The organism is Clostridioides sp. LIBA-6822 (genome assembly GCF_056688955.1).
Genome location: NZ_CP196995.1, coordinates 1651011 through 1667651, shown reverse-complemented (window position 1 = coordinate 1667651; position 16641 = coordinate 1651011). Strand labels below are relative to the sequence as shown.

Sequence of the window (16641 nt, the reverse complement as noted above, 5' to 3'; positions counted from 1 at the left end):
ATATTAAGCTAACAATTCCCTTTACAACAGTAGAAAAAATGAACATATTACAAAATCATGCTATAATTATCACAAGAAAAAAGTCAATAAATTATAAATTTTTTAATAAGGTAGAATAAATATGAAGAAAAAGAATATAATAAAATGCTTATTGATAGCAATTGGAATCTCAATAATTTTATATATTGCAGTAACGACAATTAGTATATGGAACTATAGTAAATTGGATGAAAAAAAACTAACAGATGTTGTAATTGTGCTTGGAGCTGGCACTTCAAATGGAGAAGTCTCACCTGTTTTCCAAGAACGCATAAATCACGGAATATGGCTTTATCAAATATAACACAAGAAAATATTGAAAACGCTAAATTGATAATGAATGAAAATTCATACCATACAGCAATTATTGTAAGCGACCCATTGCATATGAAAAGGGCAATGCTAATGGCAAATGATTATGAAATAGAAGCTTATAGTTCTCCAACACCGACAACAAGATATATAAGTTTAAAGAGCAAACTACCATTTTTAGCAAGAGAAGAATTTTTTTATATAGGATATAGAATATATAGAAATTTTCAGTAAAGTATTATTCATGTGCTCAATAAAAGTATTGATAAAGGAAATTTTTTAACTATAATTAAATAAAAAATATTGATATTAATAGCAATATAATTAGTTAATTTTTCCCTAATATACATAAATTCAAATATTAAGAATAAAGTATTATAAATAAGATACTTTCTAAAGGGAGGAAATTATGGTAGATAATCAAAAATATGCTATTTTATCGCTAGAATTACATTTATTTTTTGCAAGAATTATGAAGGAACATTCTCTTTTTCTAGAGGCAGGATTTACACATAAAGATTATAATCTTGCTATGGAAGCTGACCACTATAAAAAACAATTTGAAGATTTGTTATCATATACTGTTAGCGCTAGTAATGGTATAATCAGACCTGATATATTATATTCAGAAGAGATTGTAACCACTCTCACATTGAATGCAGAACAAAAAACCGAAGAACTTACAGGAATAGAAATAAATCAAAACTTAACTACAAGAGAATTGAACCTACAAAGTGGTGTAAATCCTCAAGTTGGCCAAGATTTAGTAGACTATGTAGCTCAGCTTAACTCTGATGCAATAAGATTACTTGATGGACTTATTGACTTAAAAGAAAGGGTTTTAGATGGAGTACTATCATGCACCCTTTTTACTTCAAACTATCCACTACTTATTGAACATATAATACATGAAGCAAACTTGTATCGTTCCTATGTAATTGACTTAGAAAATAAAATAGATATTGATTTGAAAAATTTTAAAGAAGTAGAATTATTCTGGGACCATATTATGATGGAACATGCTCTATTTATGAGAGGATTACTGGACCCATCTGAAAGTGAACTAATAAATACTGCAAATGAATTTGCCATAAAATTCAATGAATTAATTGAAAAAACAAATGAAATGACTGATACTGATGTAGCAAGTATTACAGAGGAAACGCTAAATGAAACTGTTGAATTTAAGGATTTTAAAGAAGCAGGTACATCAGGAATAGAAGAATGTAAGATAAAATCTATAATATTACCACTTTTGGCAGACCATGTATTAAGAGAAGCCAACCACTATGTTAGAATATTGGAAAGTTATAAAAATATGTAATTAAAATTCCTTTTAATCTCTATGCATTTAATCAAAATAAAGGTACACATAAATCGTACCTTTATTTTTTTATATTCTATAGAATTTAAATCATTTATTATAAAAGAACTAATCTCCTATAATTAATAACTTTATTTTTAATAAATAAAAATTTAAAAATATCCACAAGTACGTTTTTGTAAGCCCTTCTATACCTCCAATGATTTATTAAAATTTTAATAGTAAATCTTATCCTAGAGAAATATTTATGTTATAACTATATTATAACTACATTAATAATTTGTAGTTATAATCTTAAAATTTAAATACGGGAGTGATTTTAGTATGATAAGACAAACACCTTTAGAAAAACGATATGACAAGTTAGGACCACATATCGTTAAAGCTCTTAAAAAACGCTACTTTGATGCTTATTACTGTAAAACTAAGAATGATGCTTTACAACAAATCTTAGATTTGATTCCTCAAAATCATGTAGTATCATGGGGAGGTTCTGAAACTCTTAAAGAAATGGGAGTACAAACTGCTGTTAGAGATAAAGGATTCAAAGTCATTGATAGAGATTTAGCAAAAACTCCAGAAGAAAGAACAGAAATTATGCGCCAGGCTCTTCTATGTGATACTTTTTTAATGAGTAGCAATGCAATTAGTGAAGATGGACAACTCTTCAATATTGATGGAAATGGAAATCGTGTAGCTGCAATGATATTTGGTCCAAAAAACGTTATAGTTGTAGCTGGTATGAATAAAATTGTTAAAAATATTGACGATGCAGTACAAAGAGCTAGAACAATTGCTGCACCAGCTGTTGTACAACGTTTTCAAGATGTAAATACTCCATGTTATACTAATGGAAGTTGTATAGATTGCAAAAGTCCTGAAAGTGTCTGTGCATATATGGTAACTACAAGAATCAGTCGTCCAGCAAACAAGATAAAGGTAATATTAGTAGGAGAAAATCTTGGTCTATAAAATATACATATATTTAATCAAATCTATAAATAATAAAATTAAATAACTTAATCATAAAGGTGGTAAAATAAAATTACTTAATAAAAATTTTATTCTACCACCTTTATAATCTTTTAAAACTTTTGCATTTATTTTCTTGATTTTCACTTATTTACATACTCTTAATTTTAGGAATTAAAGTATCTACTCCCTTTATTTGGGCTTCAACAATATACAAACTCTGAATTGTATTTCCTATAAAAACCTCATTTACACCTTGCTCTTTCATATTCTCAACCTGCTTCTTGATTCCATCTTCGTATTTTTTAAGTAAATCCCTTCTCTTCTCTAATAATATTATACTTCTATCTTTACCTAATATCCTAATAAAAAACACTGCTATTGAAAATGGAGTTATATCATAGTCAAAATTACAAATAAAGCTTTCTATAGTATCTAATAATTCTTGGTTTCCCTTTTCTGTAATACTATAAACAGTTTTATCTGGCATATTACCACTTTTTTCAATACATCCAACTATATATTCTTTTTTTTCAGCACTTTTAATTGTCGCATATACAGTTGAATCTGCAATATTATACCAACTCTTCACATTTAGTTTAGAAAGTAGCTTAGTTAATTCATATGCATTCACTGGTTTCTCTTGGATAATACCTAAAAGAATAGTCATTGTTTTTGAAAGCAAATTTATTTCCTCCTTGACACTATTATGTATATATAGTACTCTATATATAGAGTACTATATATTTACATTATAATTTTATCATTAAATCTACTAAAAAAAAAGAGTACTACAACTAAAATAAATTTTGGGGAGGTTTAAGATTATGAATTTTAATTTACTTAATCTTTCATGGGAAGATATTTTAAATTTAGACAAAGAAAAATTAATAGTATTTGTTGGAATTGCTCCAATAGAGGAACATGGTAAACATCTACCAATAGGTGTAGATATTTATGAAACAGAAGCATGGATTAATCTTGCTATTGAGAAACTAGATTCAGTTCTACCCAATTATTATTATGGAAAACTCCCTATAATACCTTTTGGCTTTGCAGATATGGGAACTTTCCCAGGTAATATTCATGTTAGTCGTGAGTTGATTTACAAAATAACTTATAGTACATTAGAAAATATAGTTAAATGGGGTATTACAAACATCATCGTTATATCTGGTCACGCTGACCCACTACATACAATTACTATAGAACAATCTTGTGAGGCAATCAATAAAGAGTATGGAATAGTTTCAATTTCACCTATGGGTTCAATTTTTAATTCTGAACAAAAGGAGATACTTAGAGATTTTCCTGATTTTGTTGAAGAAAAAATCAAACTATTTCCAAATGATTTTCATGCTGGATGGATTGAGACATCAAATATGTTAGCACTATACCCTGAATTAGTAAATGATAATTATCAAGAGCGACCTGATATATCTATCAAAGATAATGAAATGATGGATATTCAAAAAGTTATTAATGTAATCAAAAATGAAGGTCATATCGGATTTCCTAAAGAAGCTAGCAAAGAATTAGGAATTGAATTAAATAATAATATTGGAGAAGAAATATGTAAAGCTACACATAATTTTATTTTTCGTTCTAATTACGAAAAATATATGCACCATCCTCTATATGATATACCTGCTTTAAAACTTAAAATTTAAAGTATACAATTAAAAACTCATTTTACTATCTATTTAGCTCCATTAGAAACATATAAAAATATTACATATTGAAAAATTTTAGTTTTATAATTATCTTTAAAGTTAAATTTTTATAAAATTATATAATTTACTTATAATATATATAAAACTTACATAAAATAGCACTTATAACTGATTATGAGTGCTATTTATATAATATTCTTCTCTTCTATTTATGAAGCCAAGAATTTCCACCTCATGCTACCTTTACAATAGCAATTGTGAGAATAATTACAAAGACTGCTAAAACTATGTATTTTAGATATTTTAAATACTTATCATCATAAACTTTTTTTATCTTTGTTAGAAATGATATTTTATATAATAAATCTTGTACAAGTCCAAAAGGACAAAGCTATCCACAGGTAAATCTTCCAAAAAAATCACCAAATGTCATTAAAAAACCAATAATTTGAACTGAGAATTTAGACTCTCAACTTGACAAAACTGCTTGTAATAAATCTATTGGACATGTATCAAATAGAATAAATAAAACAATAACTATAATAATAGAAATACCTTTTTTATTATCTTTAATAAATTTACTCATTGTCCTTGAGATAGTTTTTTGTTGATTTAAAGCTATTTGTCATATAAACAAACTTTTTCTTGACTATATAGTTACTATATAGCTTATTATATATAGAGAGTAATAAAAGGAGGTAAAATTTATGGAAAATTTATTTACAAGAAAATTCACTACTTTTGAATTTCTAAAATTTGTTTCTCCTGCAATTATATCCATGATATTTATATCTTTATACACAATAATAGATGGTATCTTTGTATCAACATTAGTTGGTTCAGATGCTCTTGCTAGTATAAATATTGTACTACCTATAATCAACCTTGTTTGTGGATTTGGAATAATGATGGCAACTGGAGGAGGAGCTATAGTTTCTATACGTATGGGCGAAAATAGACAAGATGATGCCAACTCTACATTTTCTTTTATAGTTTTGTTTTCATTGATTGTTGGAATTTTATTTACAGTAATCTCGTATTTTTTTGTCAAGGAAATATCTATTTTGCTTGGAGCAACAGACAAATTGCTCCCCTATTGTATAACTTATGGTAAAGTTATGATTTTATGTACACCATTTTATATTTTAAAATTTATATTTGAATATTTTATACGAACTGATGGGAATTCTAAATTTAGTTTATTTCTATCAGTCATTGGTGGTGTAACGAATATAATATTAGATTATATATTTATTAAGTATTTTGGAATGGGTCTTTTAGGCGCCGCGGTTGCAACTGCTATAGGTATTATTTTAACTTGTATTTTAGGTATTATTTACTTCTTATCAAGTAAATCTACACTAAAACTTAGAAAACCAAAAAATGATTTTAGGCTTATAAGAGATACCATGATAAATGGTTCTTCTGAGATGGTTACAGAGTTATCTACAGGTATTACAACATTCTTATTTAATATAGTCGCTTTAAAGTTAGCAGGAGAAAATGGACTTGCAGCTCTTACTATAGTATTGTATGCTCATTTTTTAATGACCTCGGTATATTTAGGCTTTGCTGCTGGAGTATCTCCATTAATAAGTTATAATTTTGGTGCTGAAAATAGTGACAAGTTAAAAGAAACATTTAAACATTCAATTAAATTTATATTAGTTTCTTCTTTGTTAGTGTTTATTGTTGCTTTAGTCTTCGCACCACTTATTGTTAGAGTCTTTGTAAACCCAGATAATACAGTATTTGAACTAGCTTTACATGGATTAAAAATATTTGCTTTTGCTTTTTTATTTGTTGGAATAAACATATTTGCATCAGGATTTTTTACAGCATTTCATAATGGAAAAATTTCGGCTATTATATCTTTTAGTCGTGCCTTTGTTTTTATAATTATAGGAATTGTAATTCTTCCTCCTATGTTAAACTTGACTGGATTATGGCTTACTGTTCCATTTGCTGAAATTCTAACTATATTTATATCTATTCCACTTATAAAAAAATATAAAAGTAGATATAACTACTAAAAATTTATATTTATTAGAATAAATAAACCTGCCTTAAAACACAAATTTATAAATTTGATTTTTGGCAGGTTTTAATTTATTTACAATAAGTCATTTGCATAATCTTTAATTGGTGCCCTTCTAAGCAATAAAACTATGAATAGTACACAAATAACCATAATACCTACTTTTGTTCCCAGTAAAATAAATGGATTCTGGAATAAATAAATAATTTTTTCTAAATATATCAATATCTTTTCTATATTCTTAGTTGCAAAATTAATCATATAAATTATTACTAATACAGGTATGCCTATCAACATAGTAACACTGGTAGCTTTTCTAACTCTATATGTAAAAGCGCCTAATAATGCACCTATAAGACCTACGAATATTTCATTTACAACTATCTGTACAAAATAATTTAAATAAGTTAGTAGTATACTCGATGTTGTTGGCTCTATTAGAGCAGATATAGATGTCCAAATTGCATCTTTCTTTAGTAAAGTTGACAAATCTATACTGTAACCTGTTATAATCTCTATAAATAATTTTGATAAAAAAATTAAAACCATACCTACAATAGAAATTATAAAGCTTAAAACAATTAAATTCGTAACAATAGCTTTTATACAACTTTTTCTATCTGCTCTTATACTTAAAGCTCCTGAGAAATCTTTATTAACCATATTTACTCCATACACAAATATCAGTATAGTTAGATATGTTAAAATAGGGTTCACATTTGTATATAGATTATTTTTAGATACTTCAGCAAAGGCTTTAAGAGCTATTACTGGCAAAATATTCATAACAATTCCTACAATTACAAATGTGATTATATATAACTTAGTATTTTTGTTAAAAAATTTTATATATGGCTTTAATTCATTCATTTACAATCCCTCCTTCTTAGTCATGTTAACAAACATGTCTTGTAATCCTATATACCCTACTTCAATATTTGAATTCCTAATCACTTTTTCATCATTTTCACTAAAATCACCATAGTAAAAATAAGCAACTGTATTACCAAATGCCTTTTTAGGCTTTATATTTTTTATAGACTCTAATTTCTCTAGTTCTTCTTTGTTTCCAGTAATGTAATGGGCTTTTTGTTTTATAACATCTATCTCTTCATCTACAATAATCTTGCCCTCATTTAATATTACTACATGTTCCAATAAATCATCTATTTCATCTATCAAATGAGTTGATATTATTATCGTTCTTGGTTTTTTTATATAATTATCCAAAATTATGTTATAAAATTCTTGTCTATTTACTGCATCTAGACCTATTGTTGGTTCATCAAATATAGTGATAGCTGAATTAGAGCAAATTCCTATTATATTTGATAGTACAGTTTTCATTCCTCGTGACAATTGTCTATACTTTTTTTTAGTATTTAAATCAAAATATTTACATAATTCTTCTTCTAATCCTTTATCATAGTTTTTATAGAAACTAGAAGAAAACTCAAATACTTGACTTACTTTAAAATCTGGGCTATAAAATTCTTTTTCTCTCACAATACAGACTTCTTCCAATACTTTTACATCTTCTTTTAAGTTATTCCCTAATATTTCTATGTCGCCTTCATTTTGAATCAACTGATTTACCATTATGTTTAATAGTGTAGTTTTTCCAGCTCCATTTTTACCTAATAAACCATATATTTTATTTTCTTCAAAGTTTAAAGACATATTACTAAAAATTTTTTGTTTTTTAAAACTATGAGATAAATTTTTAATCTTAATAGAACTACTCATATGTTATATCCTCCTTGAAATTGATTATAATATCAACTAGCTCTTCTCTATTTATTTCTAATTTGTCAGCTTCTTGAAGTAGATTTTTTATGAAATTATGTTTAAAATTTTCTTTTCTAGCTTCTTTTATAATAGTTTTTGCACCCTCTGATACAAACATCCCTATACCTCTCTTTTTATATAGAATATTCTTGTCAACCAGTACATTTATTCCTTTTAATACTGTAGCTGGATTAATCTTATAAAGCTTTGAAAGCTCAGTTGTTGATGGAACCTGTTCTTCTTCTTTTATTCCATTTGATAGTATCTCGTCTTCAATTGCTTGTGCTATCTGAATAAATATAGGTTCTTCATTGTTTAATACTAATTTCATAGGCTCCTCCTTTTCACATTAGTTAGTTACTTAACTAACTAACTATATAACTTATAATATCTTGAAAAAGATTCTCTGTCAATACTAAATAAAAAAAACAGAGGAAAAATTCCCTCTGTTTTTTATTCTATAAATTCATAATTAAAGTTTAATCATTATTGCTTACTCATAAATTTAGAAATTTAATAGTCTGTTGTATTCTCATTCTTTAATATTTTACATATTGAGCTAGTTCCTAGTCTTTCAGCTCCTGCTTCTATAAATTTTTCTGCATCAGAAATTGATTTAACACCTCCAGCAGCTTTTATCTTTACATCTTTTCCAACATGTTCTTTCATAAGCTTTATATCTTCTAAAGTAGCCCCACCTGTTCCCATTCCTGTAGATGTTTTTATAAAATCAGCACCTGAAATTGTCACTATTTGACACATCTTTATTTTTTCATCTTCATCTAAATAACATGTTTCTATAATAACTTTTAAAACTTTCTCTCCAATAGCTTTTTTTATTTCTTTTATCTCATTTTCTATATTTTCATAAGCTTCATTTTTTATATCTGAAATGTTTACAACCATATCAACTTCGTCTGCTCCATTTTCAATGGCATCTCTTGCTTCAAATACTTTTGTAGCAGTAGTTTGATATCCTAAAGGAAATCCTATTACTGTACATACTTTTATTCTACCTTTTAGATATTCTGTCGCTCTTTTTACATATGAAGGTGGTATACAAACTGATGCTACATTCATATTTACAGCTTCATCACATAAAATTTTAATATCTTCCCATGTAGTTGTAGCTTTCAAAATAGTATGATCCACTGTTTTTAATATATGTTTCATAAAATCCTCCTAAATTTGTGATTAATATAATTAAACTACTTTTTTAAATGCAGTTTTCTTTTTGCAATGTTTAGTATCATGTCAACTTCTTCAACCCTAAAAATATTCATTAATAATGTGTAAATTCCACCTCCAACTATAACTGCAATAGTTAATGATACAAATTCATTAAATGTGCCTACTCCCAGAATTCCAAATACAAATTTATACGTAAGGTATGATAAAATACTCATAATAAAAGATGCAGCTAAAGATTTCAAAGTTGCTTTTATTATTTTATCTTGACCAAAATATCCAACCTTTCTTTTTAAATTCCAGAAAAGTAACAATATACATGCAATTGATGATGAACTTGTTGCAAGTGCAAGACCGCCATGAGCCATTGGTTTTATTAAAATCAAATCTAACACTATATTTACACCTACAGATATAATCCCATTTACCATAGGTGTTTTTGTGTCCTGTAATGAATAAAAAACCTTACCTAAAATATCTCTTAAACCAAATGCAGTCATACCAACTGCATAAAAAGTTAAAGCAGTCGCTGTCATTTGAGTTGCCCTAGCATCAAAAGCTCCTCTCTCAAAAATGATTCTAACAACAGGAGTTGCAAAGAAAATAGATGCAACTGAAATGGGAATCATTGAGATTATTATCATATTTATACTAGATTTAACTGAGCTTGTAAATTTCTTTTGATTATTTTCTGCACTTAACTTTGATAACATAGGATACATAACAGATACTATTGAAGCTGTAAATGTCCCTGTAACAAAACCATTTAATCTATCTGCATAAGTAAGTGCAGGAATACTACCTTTAACTAGTGTAGAGGCTAACGTTGTATCCACCAATGAATTCACTTGATTAACAGCAACACCTATAAATACTGGTGAAAGTAATGTCAGTAATTTAATGAGGCTATCATCTTTAAAATTTAGGTAATATAAGTATTTGTAGTTCGTTTTTTTAACAAAAAACATGTAAAAAAGTAACTGAACTACCATAGCAATCACAGCGCCAATTGGAAGTATGTATGGACCAAATACTGTACTTAGCATTATTGAAATAATTATTACTATATTATAAGGTATACTCCCAAATCCAACTACAATAAAATTTTCTTTAATTTGTAAAAATGCTGACATAACACTAGTAATACCTATAAATATTATTCCTGTTATCAATATCTTAGTAAACTTTACAGTAAGAAAAAATCTCTCTCCCTCAAATCCTATCGCAAATATACTTACTAGTTGCTTTGAGAAAATAATACCTAGTATAGCAACAATTATGCATATACCAACTATTATATTTAAAACATTATTCAAAAACTTTAGTGCTTGCTTTTCACCTTGCTTACTACTTATATCTTGATACATTGGAATAAAAGTAGTAACTATAGCAGTACCAATTGCTGCAAATATAATATTTGGTATATTCATAGCTGTTAAATAACTTTCTGTATATAAGCCTGTTCCATAAATTGATGATAGCACTAATTCTCTACCCATTCCAAGAATCTTAGAGATTACAGTAACTATCATCAAATAAAAAGTCGCTTTCGCCACCTTGCTCATTTTATCACTCCACTTCTAACCCACTTCTTTTAATTCAGTAAAGATAGCCTATTACATACAATTTAATCTATTATTCCCACATTTTACAAAGATAATAACAGTGTTTATTTTTTAATATATCGTAAATAACACAGTCTTTATGTTTTTATTTCTACAACACTTTCTACATTTGTAATTTAAGTCTAATAGTATAAATTTAATTGAATCCACAGAAATGGAGTTATCATTTTCCAATCTTGGTAAAACAAAAACACTTATATTGGTTATATCTCTAAATTTCATCTTATTAATTTCTTATAACTTAATAATCTCCACATAAGGAAAAGATACAATCATTTTTATCATCTTTTTTAAGTTATATTTTAACATATTTTATCTATTTTGAAAAATTTTAATCACTTTTACTAAATAACTATTCATTTACAAAAATAAAAAAAGAAGATAGTTGCTATTTATAGCTACTATCTTCTATAAAAAATAAAAGTAGGAGAGTCTTTCTCCTACTTTTTTATATTCTCTTTAAAAATATTAATAAAAATGCTTTAATTGTTTTAACTTACTTGGATGTCTTAACTTTCTTATTGCTTTAGCTTCTATTTGTCTTATTCGCTCTCTAGTAACTCCAAATACCTTCCCAATCTGTTCTAATGTCTTAGGGTCATCATCATCAATCCCAAATCTCATTCTTAAAACTTGCTGTTCTTGTTCTCCAAGACCTGTAAGTAACTCTTCTATTTTTTCTTTTAAATTATGTTGTTCAACTTCTCGTATTACAACATCCTTAAAATCAGCATCTGATGGTATAAATTCAACTAAACTACTATCCTCATCCTCTTTTAATGGCGTATCTAAAGATACAACATTTTTATCTCTTCTTAATAATTCCAGTACTTTATCAACTTCAAGACCACATGCATCTGCAATCTCTTCCACAGTTGGTTCTCTTAATAATACATTTAAAAGTTCTTGTTTCTTTTTCTTTACAAAATTTATTCTTTGATGAAGATGTATAGGTATCCTAATAGTATTTTCGCAATCATCGATATATCTTGTTATGCTTTGTTTTATCCACCAAGTTGCATAAGTGCTAAATTTGTATCCTTTTTTATAATCGTACTTTTCTACGGCTTTTATAAGTCCTATGTTTCCTGCTTGAATTAAGTCTAACATATCAATACTATCTCTTTTATATCTTTTTGCTATGCTCACTACCAACCTATAATTTGAATTTATAAACTTTTCCTTTGCTACTGAAGATGAGTTGATTATTTCCTTAGCCAGCTCTACCTCTTCTCCCGCTGACAACATTTTGTATTCCTCAATTTCCTTTAAATACATTTTCATCGCATTCGATACATTTGATGAACCCACACAAATATAATTTTCATAATTATTTTCTTTTTTAGTATCCATAATCAAACCCCTTCTATTCATAGAATTTGCTAAAACAAAAATAAATAATTTAAATCTACATAATCTACAATTACATAATATCCCCTTCTTCAAACAAGTTGTTTTGTACATTATGTATACAAAGTTACAAAAACTATACCTATAATACTATTCTACTTTTAACACCAATATCCTCCCTATATATATAATTTATTTTATTCCATCTTGTTATATCCTTGGTTTTTAGAATGATATATGTCTAAAAAAAAGACTGTTTAATAAACAGTCTCTTTTAATCTATATGCTCGATATTTAATTTTCATGATGATTACATCCACAGCCACAATTTTCATCGTGATGGTGATGTTCTTCTAAATCTTTTACTTGTTGCTCCATTTCATTAAACTCTTTTACCATTATATCATAAGTTGGAAGAGCTGCTTCAGTATCGTATTCTTCGCCTCTCCAATCAGCATACATCATAGCATCGCCATTAGTTAAAACTAATCTACCTGACATAGTTATATTATCTACTTCTTCTAAAAATTCTATTTGTTTTTGTAAAACTTCACCTTCTAGCTCTACATCTTCATCCAAACATTGAACTATCATTACAGGTGCATAATAATCTTCCTCATCTTTAACATTTACAATAATATCTAAAGTTCCTTCTGCGCCTTCTTCAAATTCTGCTAATTCAACATTTGTATCAATCATATCTTGAGGTACTAATAAATCTTCTATTAAATATTTTATTACTCTATCTTTTACTAATTCCTTTGACATTTATTTTTCTCCTTCCAATTCTGTAACATTATCATAATCATTTCTATATTATAGTATACTACATTAATTGTTTTTTCAATCTCTTACAAAAATTATTTTTTTATTATCTTCCTTATATTCCCTTTTTTATTACAATCTTGTAATCGCATTGATTTAAAAAATAGTTTATATTTAGTATAATAGAAATGTAGTACATATTTTTATTCAATATATTAATATATTGAAAATGTAATGTATGTTAAATCTAGGAGGAATATTATGAAGTTTAAAAAACAAATTAGCTCTATTGTTATATCTACGATGCTGGTACTTGGAAGTATGAACCTTTCTTATGCAGATGGTACAAACGTAGTTACACTTGGAGCTAACTTATCAGAATCTCAAAAGCAACAAATGCTTAATTACTTTGGAGTGAAAAAAGACCAAGTCTTAGTTTTAGATGTAACAAATGCAGAAGAAAGACAATACTTACAAGGTGTTGCAACAGAAGGTCAGCTTGGAAAAGTTACTATATCTTGTTCATATGTTGAACCTACTAAAAAAGGGAATGGAATTAATGTTAAAACAGCAAATTTAACTTGGGTAACTAGCTCAATGATTGCTTCAACACTTACAACAGCTGGTCTTGAAGATGCCAATGTTATCGCCGCTGCTCCATACCCTGTAAGTGGTACTGGTGCATTGACAGGAATCATGAAAGCATTTGAAGATGCTTCAGGAAAGAAACTTGATGAAACAAAGAAAGAGATTGCTTCTGAAGAATTGGTAGTTACAGGTGATTTAGGAGATGATATAGGTCAAGAAAAGGCAACTGGTGTAATGAATGATATAAAAACAGAAATTGTAAAAAATGGCACAAAAGACACTACTCAAATAGCAAATACAATAAACAATGTTGTAAATAATTACAATATTACTATTACACCAGAACAAAAAGAACAAATTAAAGGTGTAATGAAAAAAATAGCTGACCAAGATTATGATTACAATAACATGAAAAATACATTAGATAATGTATCAGATAATGTAAATGAGCAATTAAAGAAATTAGGTGAAAGTGTTAAAGGCTCTGGTATACTAGACACTATTGGTGGATGGTTTAGTGGAATAGGAGACTGGTTCTCTGGTTTATTCTCAGGTGGAGATAAAAAAGATTTAGGAATCTTAAATAGCACTAATGATGAGTCTCTTGGCTCTGATGCTGTAATAAACTCTACAGAAGGTGTTCAAATAAATCCACAAGATAACACTGATTCTAATAATGATAGTAATTCAAATAACTCAGAAAATAATAATACAGCTAATAACGAAAATAAAGATAACTCTCAATCAAATAACGAGGACACAAATAATTCAGAAAATCAATCAAATAACGATGATTCAGTTGGTTTCTTTGAAAAAATAAAAAATTGGCTTTCAGGCTTATTTTAAAAATTAAATAAATAAAAAAAAGAATTGCCTAAAATAGAAATTTTCTATAAAAGGCAATTCTTTTTCTTTGCAATAAATTTTTATTACTCACTCATCTTTTTAGACTTATCTATACATGCACATATAGCTTTTATGACAGAAGCTCTAAAACCTTCCTCTTCAAGTACCTTAACTGCCTCTATAGTAGTTCCACCAGGTGAACACACCATATCCTTTAACTCGCCAGGATGTTTTCCTGTTTCAAGTACCATTTTTGCTGAACCCATAACTGCCTGTGATGCAAATTTATATGCCTGTTGTCTTGGCATACCTGCAATTACTGCTGCATCTGCCATAGCCTCTATAAATAAAAATACATATGCTGGTGCCGAACCACTCGCTCCAATTACAGCTTCTATAAGATATTCTGGTACTACTTCAGTATTTCCAAAAGAATTAAACACTTCTGTAACTGCCTCTAGGTCTTCATCGTTTATATTTTTATTTATAGAAAGAGAAGACATAGCTTCATTTACAAGAGCTGGAGTATTTGGCATAGTTCTAACTATTTTTTTATCTTCTCCTATGATTGACTCTATATCTTTTATAGATTTTCCAGCGGCTATTGTAACTACAATTTTACTGTCATCTATAAAATCTTTTATATCTTCTAAAATATCATCATATATATCTGGCTTAACAGCCACAATTACTATATCAGAGTTTCTAGCTACTTCCTTTGAATCTTTTGTAGTATTTATTCCAAAACTTTTATGTATTCTATCAAGTGTTCCCTGACTGTATGCTGATGCTATAACCATATCAGGTTCAACTAATTTTGAATTTACTATCCCTCCTATCATAGCGCTTGCCATATTTCCTGCACCTATGAATCCAATTTTTTTCACTATAGTACCTCCTTATTATCTAGTATTAATAGTTAAAATTTAAACTTCTTTAATCGTATCAGATTTCTCAAATGGATTTGGAACACTTACCACCAAAATTTTTACTAATTTATTAGTATAGTTGACCCAATTGTGATTGTTCTTTTCACTATTATAATGTATTGTATCTCCTGGATACATTTCTATTTGCTCATCACCCAAAAACACTGTAAGAGTACCCTCTAGCACATACACAAACTCCTCACCGTCATGTACGTAACAACAAATTTCTTCACTACTCTTACTCGGAAGAATTTCAATTAATCTTGGCAACATTGTTTTTTCCTTTAGATTAGATGACAAATGATAATGTATAAATGTAGAATTTTCTACATCAAACACTTCTTTCTCATAACTTCTTAATACAGCTCTTTTATGCTCTTTCGGCTTCATAAAAAAGTATGTTAATTCTACATCTAATACACTTGCTATTTTTCCTAAGGAATCTGTTGCCACACTTGTCAATCCTCTTTCAAGCTGTGACAAAAAACCAATTGATAAGTTTGTTTTTTCACTCATATCTTTCAGTGTCATTTGCTTTTGAGTTCTAAGTTGCTTTATTTTTGCTCCTATGTCCTTATTCAAAACCATCACCCCTAAATAATTTTAATTTTTTCATAATATAAATACAAAAATATAAATATAGGCTTTTATGCCTATTTTATTTCACTTTTTAAAAAAATTATTAGTATTACTATAATTTATTAAATTTGTTTTGTCTACACTTTTACGATTTATTTTTCACATATTTTTATCTAACTCTACCAATTAAATATCTACTTCTTACAAGTCTTTATTTTTTATATAATAAAACTTAAGTTATTCACATGATTCAATATATTATCAAAATAATTCATAATAGTATACTAATCCTATTAATATACCTTATCTAATCAATATATCTAAATTATTTTTTATATGTTGCATGTCTTATTTAAATTTAATTATTAAAAATTCAGATTATTGTATTATTATTTCTACACATTCTTACATCCTTTTTTATAATTATAACATAATTTTACAATTTAATGACATCTATTCAATGCCTTTTTTTACTTTGCAACATCTTCCATTTTATAATTTAATATTATATATTTTTTTAGATACAGCCTTGTCAATTTTTAGATTGTCAAGTGTTATTGAAGTGTTTTATGTTCTTTTAAATATATCTCTATTCTAAATAGAATTTCTTTTTTTGTCAAAATTT

The 16641-nt window shown here is 27.4% G+C and carries 17 protein-coding genes; 7 read left to right on the top strand and 10 right to left on the bottom strand.

Features of this window, described 5'->3' with window-relative positions; translation table 11 throughout:
- Positions 1–121: 121 nt before the first annotated feature.
- The 4 genes from ACTG48_RS08010 (at position 122) to ACTG48_RS07995 (ending at position 2647) form a co-directional block, all read left to right on the top strand.
- The gene (locus tag ACTG48_RS08010; protein ID WP_479918543.1) at positions 122–343 is read left to right on the top strand and encodes a YdcF family protein; all 222 of its coding nucleotides are present in this window, start codon (positions 122–124) and stop codon (positions 341–343) included.
- Positions 325–585 carry a YdcF family protein gene (locus ACTG48_RS08005; protein ID WP_479918542.1) on the top strand — a complete coding sequence of 87 codons (261 nt, stop codon included), beginning with the start codon at positions 325–327 and terminating at the stop codon, positions 583–585. The genes ACTG48_RS08010 and ACTG48_RS08005 overlap by 19 nt, the downstream gene beginning before the upstream one ends.
- A gap of 175 nt (positions 586–760) precedes the next feature.
- Positions 761–1675 carry a spore coat protein CotB gene (cotB, locus tag ACTG48_RS08000; RefSeq protein ID WP_479918541.1) on the top strand — a complete coding sequence of 305 codons (915 nt, stop codon included), beginning with the start codon at positions 761–763 and terminating at the stop codon, positions 1673–1675.
- A 324-nt stretch (positions 1676–1999) separates the two neighbouring features.
- Positions 2000–2647, top strand: a complete 648-nt coding sequence (locus ACTG48_RS07995) for a lactate utilization protein (RefSeq protein WP_021384284.1) — start codon at positions 2000–2002, stop codon at positions 2645–2647.
- A gap of 151 nt (positions 2648–2798) precedes the next feature.
- Here the strand turns inward: ACTG48_RS07995 and ACTG48_RS07990 are convergent, their stop codons facing one another.
- Complete coding sequence (locus tag ACTG48_RS07990; RefSeq protein ID WP_479918540.1) at positions 2799–3332, bottom strand: PadR family transcriptional regulator; 534 nt, start codon at positions 3330–3332, stop codon at positions 2799–2801.
- A 142-nt stretch (positions 3333–3474) separates the two neighbouring features.
- Between ACTG48_RS07990 and ACTG48_RS07985 the strand changes: the two genes are divergently transcribed.
- Positions 3475–4317 carry a creatininase family protein gene (locus ACTG48_RS07985; protein WP_021384277.1) on the top strand — a complete coding sequence of 281 codons (843 nt, stop codon included), beginning with the start codon at positions 3475–3477 and terminating at the stop codon, positions 4315–4317.
- Between the two features lie 710 nt (positions 4318–5027).
- On the top strand, positions 5028–6353 hold the full coding sequence (gene cdeA / locus ACTG48_RS07980) for a multidrug efflux MATE transporter CdeA (protein ID WP_021384266.1): 1326 nt from the start codon (positions 5028–5030) through the stop codon (positions 6351–6353).
- A gap of 80 nt (positions 6354–6433) precedes the next feature.
- Here cdeA and ACTG48_RS07975 read toward each other — a convergent pair whose 3' ends face one another.
- The 7 genes from ACTG48_RS07975 to ACTG48_RS07945 form a co-directional block, all read right to left on the bottom strand.
- The gene (locus ACTG48_RS07975; RefSeq protein ID WP_479918539.1) at positions 6434–7228 is read right to left on the bottom strand and encodes an ABC transporter permease; all 795 of its coding nucleotides are present in this window, start codon (positions 7226–7228) and stop codon (positions 6434–6436) included.
- Positions 7229–8104 (bottom strand): ABC transporter ATP-binding protein, encoded by an 876-nt coding sequence (locus ACTG48_RS07970; protein WP_479918538.1) that lies wholly within the window; start codon positions 8102–8104, stop codon positions 7229–7231.
- On the bottom strand, positions 8097–8477 hold the full coding sequence (locus ACTG48_RS07965) for a GntR family transcriptional regulator (RefSeq protein WP_021384290.1): 381 nt from the start codon (positions 8475–8477) through the stop codon (positions 8097–8099). The genes ACTG48_RS07970 and ACTG48_RS07965 overlap by 8 nt, the downstream gene beginning before the upstream one ends.
- 182 nt (positions 8478–8659) lie before the next feature.
- Positions 8660–9319 carry a deoxyribose-phosphate aldolase gene (gene deoC / locus ACTG48_RS07960; protein WP_021384280.1) on the bottom strand — a complete coding sequence of 220 codons (660 nt, stop codon included), beginning with the start codon at positions 9317–9319 and terminating at the stop codon, positions 8660–8662.
- Between the two features lie 35 nt (positions 9320–9354).
- The gene (gene murJ / locus ACTG48_RS07955) at positions 9355–10899 is read right to left on the bottom strand and encodes a murein biosynthesis integral membrane protein MurJ (RefSeq protein ID WP_021384273.1); all 1545 of its coding nucleotides are present in this window, start codon (positions 10897–10899) and stop codon (positions 9355–9357) included.
- A gap of 528 nt (positions 10900–11427) precedes the next feature.
- Positions 11428–12312: a sigma-70 family RNA polymerase sigma factor gene (locus ACTG48_RS07950; protein WP_021384276.1), complete on the bottom strand. Its 885-nt coding sequence runs from the start codon at positions 12310–12312 to the stop codon at positions 11428–11430.
- 291 nt (positions 12313–12603) lie between these two features.
- Positions 12604–13077 carry a type I restriction enzyme HsdR N-terminal domain-containing protein gene (locus ACTG48_RS07945; RefSeq protein WP_479918537.1) on the bottom strand — a complete coding sequence of 158 codons (474 nt, stop codon included), beginning with the start codon at positions 13075–13077 and terminating at the stop codon, positions 12604–12606.
- Between the two features lie 258 nt (positions 13078–13335).
- On the opposite strand from ACTG48_RS07945, the gene ACTG48_RS07940 reads away from it, so the two are divergent.
- Positions 13336–14508: a DUF1002 domain-containing protein gene (locus tag ACTG48_RS07940; protein WP_021384264.1), complete on the top strand. Its 1173-nt coding sequence runs from the start codon at positions 13336–13338 to the stop codon at positions 14506–14508.
- Positions 14509–14591: 83 nt separating this feature from the next.
- Here the strand turns inward: ACTG48_RS07940 and proC are convergent, their stop codons facing one another.
- Together proC and ACTG48_RS07930 are read right to left on the bottom strand one after the other, a co-directional pair.
- Positions 14592–15395 carry a pyrroline-5-carboxylate reductase gene (proC, locus tag ACTG48_RS07935; RefSeq protein WP_479918536.1) on the bottom strand — a complete coding sequence of 268 codons (804 nt, stop codon included), beginning with the start codon at positions 15393–15395 and terminating at the stop codon, positions 14592–14594.
- A 39-nt stretch (positions 15396–15434) separates the two neighbouring features.
- Positions 15435–16025 carry a helix-turn-helix domain-containing protein gene (locus ACTG48_RS07930; protein ID WP_479918535.1) on the bottom strand — a complete coding sequence of 197 codons (591 nt, stop codon included), beginning with the start codon at positions 16023–16025 and terminating at the stop codon, positions 15435–15437.
- Between the last annotated feature and the right edge of the window lie 616 nt (positions 16026–16641).

Coding starts and splice junctions, on each gene's coding strand:
- ACTG48_RS08010 (WP_479918543.1), top strand. CDS start 122: ATGAAGAAAAAGAATATAATAAAATGCTTATTGATAGCAATTGGAATC.
- ACTG48_RS08005 (WP_479918542.1), top strand. CDS start 325: ATGGCTTTATCAAATATAACACAAGAAAATATTGAAAACGCTAAATTG.
- cotB (WP_479918541.1), top strand. CDS start 761: ATGGTAGATAATCAAAAATATGCTATTTTATCGCTAGAATTACATTTA.
- ACTG48_RS07995 (WP_021384284.1), top strand. CDS start 2,000: ATGATAAGACAAACACCTTTAGAAAAACGATATGACAAGTTAGGACCA.
- ACTG48_RS07985 (WP_021384277.1), top strand. CDS start 3,475: ATGAATTTTAATTTACTTAATCTTTCATGGGAAGATATTTTAAATTTA.
- cdeA (WP_021384266.1), top strand. CDS start 5,028: ATGGAAAATTTATTTACAAGAAAATTCACTACTTTTGAATTTCTAAAA.
- ACTG48_RS07975 (WP_479918539.1), bottom strand. CDS start 7,228: ATGAATGAATTAAAGCCATATATAAAATTTTTTAACAAAAATACTAAG.
- ACTG48_RS07970 (WP_479918538.1), bottom strand. CDS start 8,104: ATGAGTAGTTCTATTAAGATTAAAAATTTATCTCATAGTTTTAAAAAA.
- ACTG48_RS07965 (WP_021384290.1), bottom strand. CDS start 8,477: ATGAAATTAGTATTAAACAATGAAGAACCTATATTTATTCAGATAGCA.
- deoC (WP_021384280.1), bottom strand. CDS start 9,319: ATGAAACATATATTAAAAACAGTGGATCATACTATTTTGAAAGCTACA.
- murJ (WP_021384273.1), bottom strand. CDS start 10,899: ATGAGCAAGGTGGCGAAAGCGACTTTTTATTTGATGATAGTTACTGTA.
- ACTG48_RS07950 (WP_021384276.1), bottom strand. CDS start 12,312: ATGGATACTAAAAAAGAAAATAATTATGAAAATTATATTTGTGTGGGT.
- ACTG48_RS07945 (WP_479918537.1), bottom strand. CDS start 13,077: ATGTCAAAGGAATTAGTAAAAGATAGAGTAATAAAATATTTAATAGAA.
- ACTG48_RS07940 (WP_021384264.1), top strand. CDS start 13,336: ATGAAGTTTAAAAAACAAATTAGCTCTATTGTTATATCTACGATGCTG.
- ACTG48_RS07930 (WP_479918535.1), bottom strand. CDS start 16,025: ATGGTTTTGAATAAGGACATAGGAGCAAAAATAAAGCAACTTAGAACT.